Below are 16,065 nucleotides of genomic sequence, written 5' to 3' on the forward strand. Positions count from 1 at the left end.
TGACCGCCGTCTCACTAGACTAATTTGGCACCTCCCTGCGGCCTCGGCATCCTTGCGCGAGCCTATCGATAACTCGTTCCCGCGATTTATGAAGATAATTCAAGCCATACTTGCCGCCGCGGTCCTGACTACGGCGATGGTGTCGGAGTGTCCGGCGCAAGTGCAATACACCACCGATTGGGTGGCCAATACGTTCGGCACCGACGCCACCCATGTGGGCAACACCGCCCGCTCCATGTGGGTCGCGCCAGAGGGAACGATATACACCGCCTCGATGTGGGACGAACGCGAAGGCGGCGTCGCCATATACCAGAACGGGCAAAGCCAGGGCTCTATCGGGCAGCACAACGAATTCCAGGGCAGCGCTATTGCAGGCAATGCAACCTTTCTCTTCGCGGCACTGCAATACAACACGGGCATTGGCGGCAGCGGCTTCGTCGGTCGCTACAATCGAAGCACCAAAACCCGCGACCTCGTCATTCAAGTCAGCACGGACACCACCGAAAAGCGAGCCGACGTCATTACCGGACTCACGACATCCGGCAATTTCCTTTACGCAAGCGACTTTCCCGGAAACCGCGTCCGGGTCTTCACGCTCGATGGCTCGCCACAACTCGACATCCCGGTCACTGGACCGGGCGCACTCGCGGTGGATGGCGCAGGCAACATCTGGGTCGCCCAAAAGAGCAAAGGCGTAGTCAGCAAATTCAGTCCGACCGGCACGCCGCTCGGCTCGATCCAAATGGGCCCGACGTCGCGCCCCTCCGCGCTCTATTACGACGCACCGAATCGCTATCTCTGGGTGGGCGACGAAGGCCCGGACATGAACGTGAAGTACTACCTCATCACGCACGCCCCCGTTCTGAAAGGCACGTTCGGCGTCCTCGGCGGCTATCTCGACACCAAGTACGGCATCAAAGGTCAGGTCGGCGACAAGCGATTCACCCGTGTGGTCGGCATCGGCAAGGATGCTTCAGGCAACCTCTACGTACTCAACAATCCTTGGGGCGGCATGTGGGACCTCGCCCGCGACGGCGGCACCGACATCCACGCATTCGACAGAGCCGGCACCTCTCTCTGGAAGCTCCAATCGCTCGGTTTCGAAACGAACGGCGTTCCCGGCCCGAGCCCGGAACCGGTCCCGGCTTCGAGCACTTACGGTCAATACTTTTACGGCAGCAGCAATGTCTACACAGGCACCGCCGGAGGAGCGTTCGTAGCAAACACCGTCGATCCGATCAAATACCCGTCGGACCCGCGCCTGACGAGTACCACGGGGGATCGTGACGAACGCTTTGCCCAAATGGCCTTCGTGGGACAGCCGGGCCAACCGCTGCACCGCATTCTGGTGGCCTCGGGCCAGAGCCCCAGCCACTTTTTCTTCTATCACTTCAACGCCGCGAATGGTTATATCGCCGTGCCCGACGGGGCGCTGCCGAACTATGGCGCCTTCAATACCTTCAATACGACCGCGCTCGTCACAAACGGCTTCTGCCTCGATGCCAATGGCGATGTCTGGGCCGGCCTTCAGGGAACGAACCAGATCTGGCACTACCCGCTGACGGGCTTCCAAGCCGATGGCACACCGAAATGGGGAGCGGGAATCGCCACGGCTGTCCCCGCCTCGGTTCAACCGTTGACCCGTATCATCTACCTGCCCGAAAGCGACACGATGATCCTGGCGCAAGGGGTTGCGGCAAGCGCGGACTGGTCGCAGATGGGCACGAGAATCGAGGTGTACCGCGGCTGGCGTGCGGGCAACACCTCCACGCCCAATCCGGTCATCAACGTCACGCGCGCCGCCCCAAGATCGATTGCGGCGGCGGGCAACTATCTCTTCGTCGGATATGTGTACTCGGGCGAACCGGTATCGAGCCGTGCCGTGCTTCAGGACACCGACGCGTTCAACCTCACCACGGGCACGCTCGATCTGACGCTCAACAACTCGAATCCGAATGCGATCGACATCGGCGACGAGGTCGATTCCCTGTACAGCCTCAGGTCGTATTTCAATCAGGGGACCGGGGAATACGTGGTAACCAGAAACAATTTCAACGACTCGAGCATCGTCGTTTACCGTTTTCATCTCTAACTCAGGCTGGTTCCGGCCCGGAACCTTCGCCGCGCTCCCCGCTATTTCGCCGATGCGGCGCGCGTTCGCGCGCGTCCTTGGCGCAGTATCGGACGGTATCCGCCAGCACTTCACGCAACCGTCCGGCCATGAACAGAATCCCATCGAAAACCACGGGGGCAGTGCCGCCGGCGAGCAACGATGCGGCGGCAACGCCGCGTGCCAACGCGACAACATCCGCGCCCGAGCGCCGCCTGCTGTCGCTACCGTTTTTCGGCAGACTCGCGCGCCCCGCGCCCCACTCAACCGGCAACGCCCCGCACGTGCCACAGCCACGCAGCGATATTCGCGCGCGGGCCGCGAAATCCCCGGACCAAAGCGTGTCGCCGCCCAAGGGCCGGCCAAGCACATCGGCGCCATCGCTGTTTACCGCCGCAGACACCGCTCGATCGGCAGAGATGGAGGAACGGCTCGATCGATTGCGCGGGCTCACCATCGACCCGAAAGTGGCGAACGACATTCTTGCCCACGCTGACAACGCAGGGGGTCCGGTGCTGTTCGACGGTTTCGGCCGGATCGAGGATTTTTCGCCGCTGCATCAGATACAGCCGGCGCTGGTGTCGAAACTGGAGAATGCCGTCATAGAGCCGCTAACGAGCACCAATGCGCGCGGCCCGCGCGACGCGCCGCGCGCCGAGCGGGATATCCTCGTTCGGGCAATGCATCTGCTCGGCATGGAACACAATCCAGTCAATCAAGCATTGCTCGATGACGCGAAGAAGCTCTTTCTGTCCGGTTCGTTCAGCCGCAACGCCGTTGCGTCGTTCCTCGAGAACGCCGTCGCACGCGTAGACGACGTTCTGCTGCACGACCAATTCACGAAGCTCGCCACCGAAATCGCGAAGCCGGTAACCGTCCCGCAGCTTGCGGACAACCTGTATGGCCGGACGTTCGAGTCCCTTCTCGTCGACGATCTGGTGCGCTGGCCTCCGAACGGCATGCTGCGCGCCACGCGCGAACTCGGGCGAGGCGTCGTCGAAACGCTTCGATCGTATCCGCCGGCCGTATTCCATGAGATGGTCGACATTCTGCGCAACGACGTGCGGCCTTGGTTCGGGCTTTCGCCGTCGATGGCGCGGTTCCTGGCGCATCCCTCGATGAGCACGTTCGAGGCGAGTATGAGCGATACATCGAGCGGCATTGAAGCGATCAAGGTCATCAACGTGGCGCAACGTATGGTGCTCGCCATTCACAACGTATCGGAGCGCGGCGAAATCGATCGCCCGGGATGGTATCAGCGCTGCTTCGATTTCTACTCCGATTTCCTCAGTTCGCAAAAGCCGGGCGGCAAGTCGCAACTGTCCGGCGTGTTCGCGCGAAATCCAGGTAACTGGCTGCACTATCAACCGAACGCCGCATCGACCAGGAACCCGTGGCAAGGGACGAGCTGGACGCATTCCCGCGTGGTCACTCCGGATCGCCTGTCCCTTTTCGAACAGGACGCGCTCGCACGCGGCCAGCCCATCGTCAATGGCGCATCCGGACAGACCGGCATGGTCGTCTCGCTCGCTCATCATGTCGGCCAAACCCACCCGAACATGTCCCACCGCGATCTGCATCTGGCGATCATGACGTGCCTCGTGTTCAACGGCGGGCATTCGACCGAGGAAGTACTGTTCGCACTCGATGCCACCAAAGGACTCTATGCGCCAGCACGGATCGAGCCCGGATGGGCCAGCGGCTTTCGCGGCGGCTACGAGGCCATAGCCGAACTGGGCGGCACCGAAGCCGACAAGCGCATGCTTCGCGACCGGATGGACACCGCCCTGAAACGGACCATCGCCTATCATGCAAAATACGCCGCCTGACGCGCATGCGCCGACGCAGTACGGCGCGATGGCGGTCGCCCGCCGGGCCCGCGGGCGTCGGCGGGCCGGACGAGCGTCGATCGCACGGGTATCGTCGGTTATCGTTTTGCGCCGCCATCCCGCCAGGGAGGGCAAATCGTGAGTCGCTGAACCGGTGTGCCGCGCATCGGTCAAGCGTCGTTCGACACCTCTCGGGAGCCTTGCATGAAGCCTACGACGCTCGCCCGCGCCGCCTTCTCCTGCTTGACTTGGACTATTGCGCTGCCGCTCGCTTTGGGCCCCGCACCGGCGGTAGCCGGCGACGTTTCATTGGGCGCGGACCAACTTTGCGGCCTGATGAACGCCGCCCGCCCCGACCGCGACGGCCGAGTACGGAATGAACTCGTTCAGGGCAGAAACGGGCCCATCGACACGATTCGCTTCGGGCGGGGCAGCCCGCTGCTGCTCATCACAGGCTATCGGGCGACGCTCCGCGAATGGGACGCCCGCTTTCTAGGGGAGCTTGCACGGCATCACGAAGTCATCGTGTTCGATAACCGTGGCGTTGGCCGCACGGCAGCAGCCGAAGGCCGCTACGGCTCGAACTACCGCATACGCGACATGGCCGCCGATGCCGGCGACGTCATCGCCGCGCTGCGTCTGAAGCACGTGAATGTGATCGGGTGGTCGATGGGCGGCATGATTGCACAGCAGCTCGCGCTCGATGCGCCCGAGAAAGTCGAATCGCTCACGCTCATTGCAACCGCCCCACCCGGGCCAAGCGCCGCGCCGCTCAGGCCCGAGGTGCAAGACGTGCTTTCGAGCCACGGACCCGACGCATTCGGGAAGATCATGAAGGTGCTCTTTCCACCGAGTGCCGTTGCGGACGCAACGAAGTGCTTTGTCAGCGACATGTTCGCACCACCCGGCTACGCGCCCCCCTCGGTACCCGATGCCGTAGCCTCTCAGCAAAAACAGGCGATGGCGGATTGGTTCGAAGATTCAGCCGCCGCAGCCGCTCTGCGTCACGCGCCTGTGCGTACGCTCGTGATCGCGGGTGCCCAAGACGAGGTACTCGCCGACGTCAATGCGACTCAGTTGGAACAGATCGTTCCGCGTGCAGGACTCGACAGGGTCTCGAATGCCGGACATGCGCTGATGTTCCAGTATCCGGCGGCCCTCGCACAGCACATCGACGCGTTCGTGAAGCAGTGATCCCGCACGGCAACCGACGGAGACAGTCGAGCCGGGCGCCGCAGAGCACCCGAGCCGGAGCGGTGCCTCGTACCGAGGGGTCGGATTTCGAGCACGATCGTTCTCGATCCAGACATCGGTATGAGCGCGTCGGCAACAATCGCCCCGACTTCGCGTAGACTGCACGCTAACGTGCGTTCGAACGCAGCAGCGCTCGCCACTCCCCCGATTGAAGGAGACGTCCCGATGTCTGCACAGCCATTGTCCGACAGCGGCACCTTGGAATCGCCCGTGCTCTCGCCGGTACGCGATTTGCGCCGCGTCCCGATCCATCCCGATCATTGGTACCCGCTGGCGTGGTCGAAGGAGCTCAAGCCCGGCAAGACGCTCGGCGTGCGTTTCGCCGGCGAGCCGATCGTGCTCGCGCGCACCGAATCCGGCAAGGTGTTCGCGCTGGAAGACCGCTGCGCGCACCGTCAGGTGCCGCTGCACGCGGGTGTGGTGGACGGGGAGTCGATTCGCTGCGGCTACCACGGCTGGACCTACGACTGCTCCGGTCGCTGCATCGACGTACCCTACCTCGGTAAAGAGCGCCTGCCCAACGGCGTGCGCGCCTATCCCTGCCGCGAGGTGGCGGGTCTCGTCTTCGTCTTCCCCGGCAACGCGGCCCTGGCCGAAGAGCGGCCGCTTCCCGAATTCGCCTCGGTGAGCGACCCGGCCTACAAAACGCGCCGCTTCGGGCGCGAGGTCAAGTGCCATTACTCGTTCATGCATGAAAACCTGATGGACATGAACCATCAGTTCCTGCACCGGCGTCAGATGGGCCAGATGCAGGCGCGCTCGCTCGGCCGGCGCCGCGGCGACGATTGGGTCGAAGTCGATTACACGTTTTCGCGGCAGGCCGGCAAGCAGCCCGTTGGAGAGGCACTGGTTTTCGGCTCGAGCAAGGACCGCGATCAGAGCGACAAGAGCGTCATGCGGATCCGCACGGTCTACCCTTATCAGACGCTGCAGATCCGCTCGACCGAAGGCTCGCTCGTGATGGACCTCTGGATCGCCTACGTGCCGCTCGACGCGCAGCAACGCACCAACCGCACCTTCGGCATGCTCTCGATCCGCAAACCGGGCATTCCGTTCGCACTCGATCTGGCGTGGCCCCTGCTCGTCTGGTTCACGGAACGCATCTTCAAGGAAGACCGCTGGATCGTCGAGCGCGAACAGGAAGCACACGACCAGCAAGGTGCCGACTGGAATCACGAGGTCTTCCCCGTCATCAATGAACTGCGCGATCTGCTGCGCAGCTGCGGCGGGCGCAGCGTCATCCCGATTCGCGAGATCGGATACGACAAAGGCGAATGCTAAAGTAGCGCCATCGTCACCGTATCGCGTATTTGCGCGATCTCAGTCCGCAATCTCAGCATGGCCGCTCGAACGAGGACGCAAGCCGCTTTCCCCGCATCCCGCTCGGGCGATGACACGCCCGACGTTCGCATCTGGCGCGCCCCCGATCTGGGCGCCGAGTTGCTGCGCGGGCGCTTCCACGATTTTTCCTATGACGTGCATACGCACGAAACCGCCTGTTTCGCGCTCATCACGGCAGGCGCCATTCGCATTCGTATGCGCGGCACGGAATTCGTCGCGAGGCAAGGCGATCTCTATGCGATCGAAGCGGACGAGCCTCACGCCGGATGGCCTGTGGACGAAGCAGGGTGGCGGCAAAGAACCGTCTACGTGGATACGGAGCATCTGCGCTCGCTGCTCGGCGCCCGATGGCGGTACGGCACGGGCGGACTCAAAGGCCCGATCATCAGCGATGCCGCATTGGCAAGCCTCTTCCTCGACGTTCATCACGGCTCGGAGACGCACGGCGAGGCGCTGCAACGCGAAGAGCACTATCTGGCGTTCGCCGCCCGTTTGTTCGAGCGGCACATGCGCGGGCCGGCGGGGCCGGCCGAACCCGTGCGCGAGCCCCGGGCCGTCAGTGTCGCCCGCGACTTTCTCGATCATCATCTCGATCGCACGGTGCACCTCGACGATATCGCGCAGGCAGCGGGGCTGCCGATCTACCGGCTGTTTCGCGCATTCGAACGACATACCGGCATGACGCCGCATGCATATCAGCGGCAAGCGAGAGTGCGATCGGCTATCGATCTGATCCGCCTGGGCCAGCCGCTCAGCGAGGTGGCCGCGGCAGCGGGTTTCTCGGATCAGGCGCACCTCACACGCGCGTTTCGCCGGGTCATGGGCGTCACGCCGGGCGCTTATCGCAAAGCCGTACTCGCATAGACGCGTGCCGGCCGTCCCGTCAGCCGGCACGCTGCCCGCTCACCCGAGGCGCTTCATTTGAACAGGCTCAGATTGGCGACGACCTTGCCCACCGGCTTGCGCGCCCCGATCAGTGCCACGCCCACGTACCGCAAGTCCCCGGTAGCCACTTGCGCGACGGCGTCGCGAAACGCGCTGTAATCGGTTGTCTGCTGTCCCTGCACAGGAAAATCGACGATATCGCAGCCCGCCGCGAGCCCTTTCTCGCGGATCTGGGAAAGCGTCGCCTGATCCGCGCTCAAAACCGCGATACCGATGGGGATCAGCCCCGGGTGGGCGACCCCCGACGCGTCGATCAACGGCGCCCCCACAAGGCCGGGATGCCTGCCGCCCACGGTCAGGGCGATGACGGCAGCCGCATTGGCGGCGCGTCCGGCGGACAACTCGCGATCGACGACGATCACGCAGCGCTCAGGTGTGGGCGAGCCTTCGGCAACGGCAAAACCAGACATACATGGATCCTCGAACAAAAATACGTCGATCCATGATGAGACTTTGCGCTGCGCCTGTATTGAACGCTATTGCACGGAGGCGGCCCACGCCGCACGAGGCAGCTTCGCCGCCAGGGGCCGAAGGCCACGCGATCAGAACGAATGACGCATGCCGATTCGAACATCGGCCTGTGTGGCCGTGGTCGACGGCGCAAAGCTGTAGCCGATCACCGCATCCACACCGCTCGATGCTTTCAGATAGTCCGCGGAGATATAGACGTCGGTCCGCTTCGACAACAGATAATGAAGCGCCGCCGACACCTGATTCCAATGGTGTCCCTCGAAATGCGTGTACTGATAGCCACCGACCGCGCTGAAAGCGGGGGTGACCTGCCATGAAGCACCGCCTTCCCCTACGTGCATGTGCGAGGATGCGCCGAATGCCTTGATCGTCGTATAGGTGTAGTTGCCCATCAGCGTCACCGTGCCGAGCTGGTAGCTCGCCCCAACGCCGAAAGTGCCCTGCTTGTCCACGGGAAACGACGTACTCGAATAGAGATCGGTGATCGCGCCGGTGGCGGGGTCCACGCTCACGGTGGGTCTGCCAAGGAACGTACGCGTGCCGATCATCGCATAGGGATCGAAAGCGTAGATCCCATTCGGATTGTTCAACTGTGTGTAGGCGGCACCCATCGTGAAGTCCCCATGCGCATAATGGGCGCCCACGCTGTAAGCGCTGTTCCGATGGAAGTTGCCGGCCACGTTGCCGAACGACCACATGCCGCCGAACTTGAAGCCGTCGATCTCCTTGGAGACGAATTTGACCGAATTCGGCAGCCTGTCCGCGTTGAAGCGGTCGAAGTCGCCCTGGTGAATCGCATAGCCGCTCGCCCATGCCGAAATGTTGTAGAGGGACACCATCTCCGCTGTCATATCGAGCTGATTGCCGAACGACAACGTTCCCCACGGGTTCGATAATCCCACGTAGGCTTGGCGTCCGAACTCGGCACCGCCGAAGGCAAGCCTGCCCGTGCCGAGCTTGAAGCCGCTTTCGAGCGCGAAGACCGCGGACAATCCGCCGCCCAGATCTTCGGTGCCTTTCACGCCCCAGCGGTTGCCGTAGGCAATGCCGTCGTCGAATTTGACGACGTGCGAACCGCCGGTATTGTTCACATACGTAATGCCGGCATCGAGAATGCCGTAAAGGGTGACGCTGCTTTGAGCGTGACTGACGGCGGGCAGGCTGGCTAGCGCCAGCGCAACGCCCGACACGAGCGGGGTGCGCGGAGTTTTCATGGAGGGTCTTCTCGTTGTGGTTCGGGTCTCGGTGCTCGATCGGTGCTCGATCAATGCTCGCTCAGGGCGGCGTTCACGGCATTCAGGCCGTTCGCGCCGCTCGCTGTCGTAACGCCGTCCAGCCAGGCGCCCAGCAGCGCCGGGTTCGCTTTCAAGGCATCGCGCGCGGCGGCATGCACATCCACCTTGTTCTGCAGCACGCTCGCAATGATCCGGTTTTCGAGGTCGACGTTGAACGTCATCTGCTTGAAGAGCCTCGCCACGTTCGTGCATTGCGCGGCAAAGCCTGCGCGCGCAACGGTATTGACCGTCGCCCCGCCATAGTCGGGACCGAAGTAGGCATCCCCGCCGGCCAGATAAGCGAGGTGGAATTTCGTGTTCATCAGGTGCGGCTCCCACGCGAGAAACACGATCCACCGCTTGTCGCGAATGGCACGCTCGACCTGCGTCAGCATCCCCGTTTCGCTCGATGCCACGAGCGTCCAGCTGCCGAGGCCGAATGCCTTGTCGCCGATCATGCGCGAGATGTTCTGATTCGCGGGTGCGCCCGGCTCGATGCCATAGATCTTGTCGTCGAACTTGTCGCCGTATTTCGCGAGGTCGGCGAACGAATGCACGCCGGCCGCCGCAACGTAGTCGGGCACCGCCAGCGTGAACTTCGCATTCGTCAGGTTCGCATGCAGCAGATCGATGGCATGACTATCGATGAATGGCTTGACGAGCGGTGCCTGCGCGGGCATCCAGTTGCCGAGGAACACGTCCACCTGCCCTTTCTTCAACCCCTCGTATGTGATCGGCACGGAAAGGTTCGCAACGTTCTGCCGGTAGCCGAGCGCTTTCAGCACGACGCCCGCAACCGCATTCGTCGCATCGATGTCGGTCCAGCCGGGCGCGGCCATGCGAACCTCGCTGCAGCTTTGAGGCTCCGCCGCCTTTGCCATGACCGGCGTCATGGCCACCACTGCCCACATGACCACGCATACCGCCCGCCATGCCGCCGCCGCCCGGCGCAGAGATCCACGATGTCTGCTTCGCTTCATTTCCCACCCCTTGTGTGTGTTCATGTGGTGCATCTCCTTGGCGCCATGGTCGATGACGATGACCGATGGACTTACTCGTGCGCGACACGCGGAAACCGGGCCATCGCTTCGAGCGTATCGAGTTCGATGTGGTTGCGCATATAGCGCTGGCTCGCATCGGCAAACGGCTGCCAGTCCCACGAGCGGATGCGGCCCTGCGTCGTTGCTTCGTAGTGAAAGCGCCGTCGGCGCTGGCTCGCGAGCACCGCCTCGTGCAGCGCCTGCACGTTCCACCGCTGCGCGACTTCGGCCCGCAACGCGCCTACCGTCGCCGCATAGGCCGGATCGCGAGCGAGATTCGTCAGCTCTCGCGGGTCCGCTTCAAGGTCGAATAATTGGTCGGGATCGGCAGGCGTATGAATGAATTTGTAGCGGCCGCGGCGAATCATCATCATCGGCGCCAGCGCACCTTCGGCCAGATACTCGCCGAACACTTCGTCATGACCGCCGTCGCTGTGCAGATGCGGCAGGAGACTGCGCCCATCCACCGGGTCGGGCCATGCGGTTTCGCGCCGCCCCGTCGCAAGCTCGACGAGCGTCGGCAGCAGATCGATCGTCGAAACGGATGCCGCCACGCGGTGGGGCGCGAATTGTCCCGGCGCATGCACGATCAGCGGCACGCGTGCCGCGTTTTCGAAGAACGTCATCTTGTACCAGAGCCCGCGTTCGCCGAGCATGTCGCCATGATCCGACGTCACGATCACGACCGTATCGTCAGCCATACCCGTCGCCTTCAATGCGTCGAGCATCGCGCCGAATTGGGAATCGACATACGAAAGCGCGCCGTAGTAGGCACGCCGGGCGTTTCGCACCTGCTGTTCGCTCGGCGGCGTGCGATCGTTCTCGCAGACATGGCGCAGCCGCCGCGAGTGCGGATCGCTCTCGTCATAGCCGAGGGTTGTCCGCGGCATGTCGATGTCCGCGTCGCGATAGAGGTCCCAATAGGCCGCGGGAATGGCATAGGGATCGTGGGGATGCGTCAGCGAGGCCACGATGCAAAACGGCCTCGCATCGCTGCCCGCCTGCCGCTCGCGTGCGATGTCGTAGAGCTTCTGACGCACCGTGAACGTGACCTCGTCGTCGAAATCGAGCTGATTCGTGCGCACGCAAGGGCCCGCGTCGAGCACCGAGCTCATGTTGTGGTACCAGCTCGGTCTGCGCTCCGGATGGTCCCAGTCCGGCACCCAGCCGAAGTCGGCCGGGTAGATGTCGGTGGTCAGGCGCTCTTCGAAGCCGTGCAATTGATCCGGCCCGCAAAAGTGCATCTTGCCCGACAGCACCGTGCGATAACCAGCCGCCCGCAAGTAATGGGCGAACGTCAGCGTTTGCGCCGGCAATTCGGCGGCGTTATCGTATGCGCCAATCTTCGACGGCAGTTTGCCTGCCATGAAGGCGAAGCGCGACGGCGCGCAGAGCGGGCTCGCGCAGTAGGCGGAATCGAACACCACGCCTTCGCTCGCCAATGCGTCGATGCGAGGTGTTTTCGAAACCGTATTCCCATACGGGCGCAGCGAGGACGGCGTCATCTGGTCCGCCATCAGGACGAGGATATTCTTTCCGGCGTTGGGCTTCATGTGCGGGGATGTTTAGAATGCGATGCAATGGACTTGGGTGACCCTGGCGCCAATATGTCCGCCCACAATTCGCGTGTGAAGACGGCCGTAGCTTATGGCCCATAAGGCATGCTTATGTCTGAACATGATCGTTTGCCGCCGCTGCAGGCCCTGTCGGTATTCGAATCCGCCGCACGCTTGATGAGCTTCACGGCCGCCGCGCGGGAGCTCGGGTCCACGCAGCCCGCCGTCAGCCAGCGCATCGTGCAACTCGAGGTGGACCTCGGCGCCCCGCTGTTCGAACGGGGGCACCGGGGCGTCACGCTGACCGCCGACGGGCAGCGGCTCTACGAAGCCGTGCGCCAGAGCATTGCGGCGTTGCGCGGCGCGGCCTCCGAAATCCGTGCGCGGCGCACCAAGGGCGCGCTCACGATCCTCACCGACGCCGGCTTCGCGACCTACTGGCTCGTGCCGCGGCTCATGGACCTGCGGCGCCTGCTGCCCGACATCAACGTGAGCGTGGTTACGTCGCAGCAGACGTTCGATCCGCGCCGCGACCATGCCGACGTGGCCATCGCGTTCGGCGATGGCGACTGGTCGCCCTGCACGGCCACGCGCCTTTTTCCCGAGCAAGTCGTTGCCGTCTGCTCGGCGCAGTTTCGCGCGGCCCACCCTCACATCGCGGCGCCGGCCGACCTGCGCGCGGTGCCGTTGCTGCACGTGCAACCCACGGAGCCCGAGCGCTGGCTCGGGTGGAACGGCTGGTTTGCCGCGCACGGTCTATCTGCGCCCCCCGACGAGCAGGCGTCCACGTTCAACAGCTATGCGCTCGTGATGCATGCGGCGCTCACGCATCAAGGTGTGGCGCTCGGCTGGCTGCCGCTCGTAGACGAGTTGATCGCGACGGGGCAGCTCGTTGCGCTCTTCGACGAACCCGTAACGACGGCACGCGGCTATTTCCTCGTCTGTCCGCAAGCGAGGCCCGAAGCGCCGGCGGCGCCGGCATTCCGGCGCTGGTTGTTCGCGGCATGCGCCAATGACGGCGTGCCGGCTGTATCGCCCACTTGATCGGCAAACGATGACCGGCGGTGCTCCGCCTGCGTGGGCGCCGGCCAGTCCCGCGGCGCGAGCGCACCGCCTCTCTCGCTTCATACGTCTCGCTTCATACGCCAAGGTACGGCCGCGGCCGCTGCATGCGTGCCGGTTCGCCACCGGCGAAATGCATTTCCTTTAGAAATGAAATCATTTCAAAACATTCACTTTTTATAATGCTCCAATAGGCATAAATTGCTGCCTGTCAGCAGGAATATCAGCAGGAAAACTGCACGGGTCGAACGAGACTCCGGTTCATTCCCCCCGACACGTCCCACCATTGGCGGACGACGCGACCCAGCCAGCCGTGCCTTCCGCGAAAGAGAACCGCCATGAAAATCAGTGATATTCGGGCAAGCGCATACGCTATGCCGCTTACAAGCCCCGCCTATTCCCGCGGGCCTTTTCGCTTCGTCGATCGCGAATTTCTGATCGTGACCTACCGGACCGATCCCGAGCGCCTGCGAGCGCTCGTGCCGGAGCCGCTGGAAATCGACGTCGACAATCCGATCGTCAAATACGAGTTCATCCGTATGCCGGATTCGTCGGGATTCGGCGATTACACCGAGTCCGGCCAAGTCATTCCGGTCACGTTCGAGGGCCGCCGAGGCGCGTACGTTCATTCGATGTATCTCGACTGCCATGCCCCGACGGCAGGTGGGCGCGAACTCTGGGGCTTCCCCAAAAAGATGGCCGCCCCCACGCTCGAAGTCGACGGCGACGTTCTGCTCGGCGAACTGCGCTACGGCAAATCGCTCGTCGCCACGGCCACGATGGGCTTCAAATATGCGGCACTCAACGCCGCGCAAGCTCAACGTGCCCTCGAAACCCCGGGTTTTCTGCTGAAGATCGTGCCGCACGTGGACGGTACCCCCCGCGTGCTCGAACTCGTCGAATACCACTGTGTGGACGTGGCGATAAAAGGCGCGTGGTCGGGCCCGGCCGCGCTGCAGCTCAATGCGCACGCACTTGCGCCCGTGGCCGACTTGCCCGTGCACGAGATCGTGTCGGGCACGCATATTCTTGCCGATCTCACGCTCGATCTGGGCAAAGTCGCCTACGACTATCTCGCCCCTGAGTCGAGCCGCGCAACGCGTGCGGGTGCGCCGGCCGCTGCCCTTCGACACGAACCCGAGTACGCATGACATCCGCGTGCCGCGGCGCGCAGCGTCCCGGAGCGAGCGCGGGTATAAGGTACGGGCGAGGATAAAGTCGTAAAGAAAGTCATGCTCGGAAACGCAGCGGATGGGTAATATTCGCAGGCACACGCCGGCAGTTGCGCTGGGCGCACCGCGCCCGAACCTGCCGGCGTCATTCGGAAGCTTGCCCGAGGTGACGTCGATGGATCTGAAAGCGCTGCGCTATTTCACCGAGATCGTCCGCCAGGGCAGTTTTGCGCGTGCGTCCGAAGCCATTCCGCTCTCGCAGCCGGCGCTCAGCAAATCGATCAACGGGCTCGAAGAAGAACTCGGGGAACGCCTGCTCGAACGCGGCAGGCGAGGCGTGAGCGTGAGAATGACGGCGGCCGGCGAACTCGTGATGCGGCGCGCCGAAGCCATGCTGCAGGAGAGAAATGCGCTCCTCGCCGATCTCGAGGCGCTGCGCGGCCTGCAGCGCGGCACACTGCGCATCGGCGTGGCGCCCGTGGGCAGCGCCGAAATCTTCGCCAATCTCATCGCTCAATTTCACGAACGCTACCCCACGATCGAACTCGTGCTGCGCGAGCAAGGCAGCGAAGACCTCGAGGAAGCGGTGCGCTCCGGGGAAATCGAAGTTGCTGTCACATTGCTGCCGGTTCGGCCCGATCTCGCGGCGCTTTTTATCGTGAAGTCCCCGATCGTCGTGGCCGTGCCGCGAAATCATCCGCTGGCCGAGCGCAAGCGCGTGCGCCTCGAAGACTTGCGCGATACCTCGTTCGTCATGCTCGAGTCGGGCTTTCTGTTGAATCGACGCATTCGCGACGCCTGTGTGGCGTGCGGCTTCACACCGCGGGAAGTCGCGCACAGCGCGCATCCGAACTTCGCGCTCGCACTCGTGGCCGCCGGTGCCGGCATCATGTGCATTCCCCAGCTCATCGCCGATCGCAATGCGAACGACGGTATCCGCCTGCTCACGCTCGTCAGCCGCGGCCTCGATTGGAGACTCGCGTTCGCCTGGCGCAAGGAAGCGGTGCTGTCCGTTGCCGCGAAGGCCTGGCTCGATCTGATCCGCGAGTATTACCCCCAGCCGCAGGCAATTGGCGTGGGCACGCGCTAAGCCGCATTCCTTCCCGCGAGCCCATGCATCGGCCGCCGCAGCGCGGCGTCGAACGGATTCGTGCACGGCCCGATCGCATCGGCCTGCCGCCTGAGCAACTCCACGACCATCGGCAGGCGGTCATCGCCAAGGCGCGAGGCGAGCGTACCGACGCTCAACGCACCTACTGGATAACCGGTGCGATCGAGGATCGGTACCGCGGCGCCCGCCATGCCATCCAGCACGCCGCTGTTGCGCGCCGCATAGCCGAGCTGCCGCACGCGCTCGATCTCGGTGCGCAGATAGACCTCGTCGAGCACGCCATAACCGCGGATACGCGGCACATTGAAGCGGATGACCTCCTCGCGCTCGGCCTCGGGCAAATAGGCGAGAATCGCGAGGCTCCCCTGCCCGACACCGAGTGCAATGCGTCCGCCGATGTCGCCCGTGAACGAGCGGATCGGAAAAGGGCCCTCGCACAGGTCGAGGCAAACCGCATCGAAGCCGCTCTTCACGAGCAGGAAGATGGTCTCGCCCAGGCTCGCGCACAGCCGCAGCAGCGCGGGGCGGCAAAGCGTGCGCATGCTGCTCGGGTTACCCGCCTGCGCCGCGAGCGCAAAGAAATCGACGCTCAGCCGGTACAGCTTCGACTGCTCGTCCTGCTCGACCATCCCTTCCGCGATCAGCGACTGCAGGATCCGGTGCGCCGTGCCCTGCGTGAGCCCGACAGTTTTCGCCAGATGCGTGACGCGCACGCCATCCTGCTGCACGGCGGCCAACGCGCGCAGTAACGCGAATGCGCGCTGCAGCATGCCGGGGCCGGGCGCGGCGGATCGGTCGGCATCGGCAGTGGCAACGACGACGCCCGTCGCGCGCTCGGGCAGCGATGTTTCAGGCGAAGCGGGGTCCCGCATGCCGGCTCTCCTCGGGGGTTTCATTCAA

General features: G+C 63.8%; 13 protein-coding genes. 8 read left to right on the forward strand and 5 right to left on the reverse strand.

The window, feature by feature from the left end; all coding sequences use genetic code 11:
• Window positions 1-88: 88 nt before the first annotated feature.
• The 5 genes from U0034_RS24440 to U0034_RS24460 all read left to right on the forward strand — a co-directional run bounded on the left by U0034_RS24440 (window position 89) and on the right by U0034_RS24460 (window position 7,398).
• Window positions 89-2,092 carry an SMP-30/gluconolactonase/LRE family protein gene (locus tag U0034_RS24440; protein ID WP_085229045.1) on the forward strand — a complete coding sequence of 668 codons (2,004 nt, stop codon included), beginning with the start codon at window positions 89-91 and terminating at the stop codon, window positions 2,090-2,092.
• 437 nt (window positions 2,093-2,529) lie between these two features.
• Window positions 2,530-3,939, forward strand: a complete 1,410-nt coding sequence (locus U0034_RS24445; protein WP_085229047.1) for a hypothetical protein — start codon at window positions 2,530-2,532, stop codon at window positions 3,937-3,939.
• Window positions 3,940-4,143: 204 nt separating this feature from the next.
• A complete protein-coding gene (locus U0034_RS24450; RefSeq protein ID WP_102622985.1) occupies window positions 4,144-5,133 on the forward strand; it encodes an alpha/beta fold hydrolase in 990 nt (329 codons plus the stop codon).
• A 225-nt stretch (window positions 5,134-5,358) separates the two neighbouring features.
• Window positions 5,359-6,474: an aromatic ring-hydroxylating oxygenase subunit alpha gene (locus tag U0034_RS24455; protein ID WP_085229048.1), complete on the forward strand. Its 1,116-nt coding sequence runs from the start codon at window positions 5,359-5,361 to the stop codon at window positions 6,472-6,474.
• A gap of 57 nt (window positions 6,475-6,531) precedes the next feature.
• Window positions 6,532-7,398, forward strand: a complete 867-nt coding sequence (locus U0034_RS24460; protein WP_085229049.1) for a helix-turn-helix transcriptional regulator — start codon at window positions 6,532-6,534, stop codon at window positions 7,396-7,398.
• A gap of 53 nt (window positions 7,399-7,451) precedes the next feature.
• On the opposite strand, the gene U0034_RS24465 is transcribed toward U0034_RS24460, so the two are convergent.
• The 4 genes from U0034_RS24465 to betC all read right to left on the reverse strand — a co-directional run bounded on the left by U0034_RS24465 (window position 7,452) and on the right by betC (window position 11,817).
• Complete coding sequence (locus U0034_RS24465; RefSeq protein WP_085229050.1) at window positions 7,452-7,889, reverse strand: DUF2000 domain-containing protein; 438 nt, start codon at window positions 7,887-7,889, stop codon at window positions 7,452-7,454.
• Window positions 7,890-8,021: 132 nt separating this feature from the next.
• Window positions 8,022-9,164 carry a porin gene (locus U0034_RS24470; protein WP_085229051.1) on the reverse strand — a complete coding sequence of 381 codons (1,143 nt, stop codon included), beginning with the start codon at window positions 9,162-9,164 and terminating at the stop codon, window positions 8,022-8,024.
• Window positions 9,165-9,214: 50 nt separating this feature from the next.
• Complete coding sequence (choX, locus tag U0034_RS24475) at window positions 9,215-10,204, reverse strand: choline ABC transporter substrate-binding protein (protein WP_085229092.1); 990 nt, start codon at window positions 10,202-10,204, stop codon at window positions 9,215-9,217.
• Between the two features lie 71 nt (window positions 10,205-10,275).
• Window positions 10,276-11,817 carry a choline-sulfatase gene (gene betC, locus U0034_RS24480; RefSeq protein ID WP_085229052.1) on the reverse strand — a complete coding sequence of 514 codons (1,542 nt, stop codon included), beginning with the start codon at window positions 11,815-11,817 and terminating at the stop codon, window positions 10,276-10,278.
• A gap of 114 nt (window positions 11,818-11,931) precedes the next feature.
• Between betC and U0034_RS24485 the strand changes: the two genes are divergently transcribed.
• From U0034_RS24485 to U0034_RS24495, 3 genes are all read left to right on the forward strand, one after another.
• Window positions 11,932-12,864, forward strand: a complete 933-nt coding sequence (locus tag U0034_RS24485) for a choline sulfate utilization transcriptional regulator (RefSeq protein WP_085229053.1) — start codon at window positions 11,932-11,934, stop codon at window positions 12,862-12,864.
• Between the two features lie 356 nt (window positions 12,865-13,220).
• A complete protein-coding gene (locus U0034_RS24490; protein WP_085229054.1) occupies window positions 13,221-14,033 on the forward strand; it encodes an acetoacetate decarboxylase in 813 nt (270 codons plus the stop codon).
• A gap of 196 nt (window positions 14,034-14,229) precedes the next feature.
• Complete coding sequence (locus U0034_RS24495) at window positions 14,230-15,144, forward strand: LysR substrate-binding domain-containing protein (protein WP_085229055.1); 915 nt, start codon at window positions 14,230-14,232, stop codon at window positions 15,142-15,144.
• Here the strand turns inward: U0034_RS24495 and U0034_RS24500 are convergent.
• Window positions 15,141-16,037 carry an IclR family transcriptional regulator gene (locus U0034_RS24500; protein ID WP_085229056.1) on the reverse strand — a complete coding sequence of 299 codons (897 nt, stop codon included), beginning with the start codon at window positions 16,035-16,037 and terminating at the stop codon, window positions 15,141-15,143. The genes U0034_RS24495 and U0034_RS24500 overlap by 4 nt on opposite strands.
• Between the last annotated feature and the right edge of the window lie 28 nt (window positions 16,038-16,065).

The sequence above is a fragment of the Trinickia caryophylli genome (genome assembly GCF_034424545.1).
GTDB lineage: Bacteria > Pseudomonadota > Gammaproteobacteria > Burkholderiales > Burkholderiaceae > Trinickia > Trinickia caryophylli.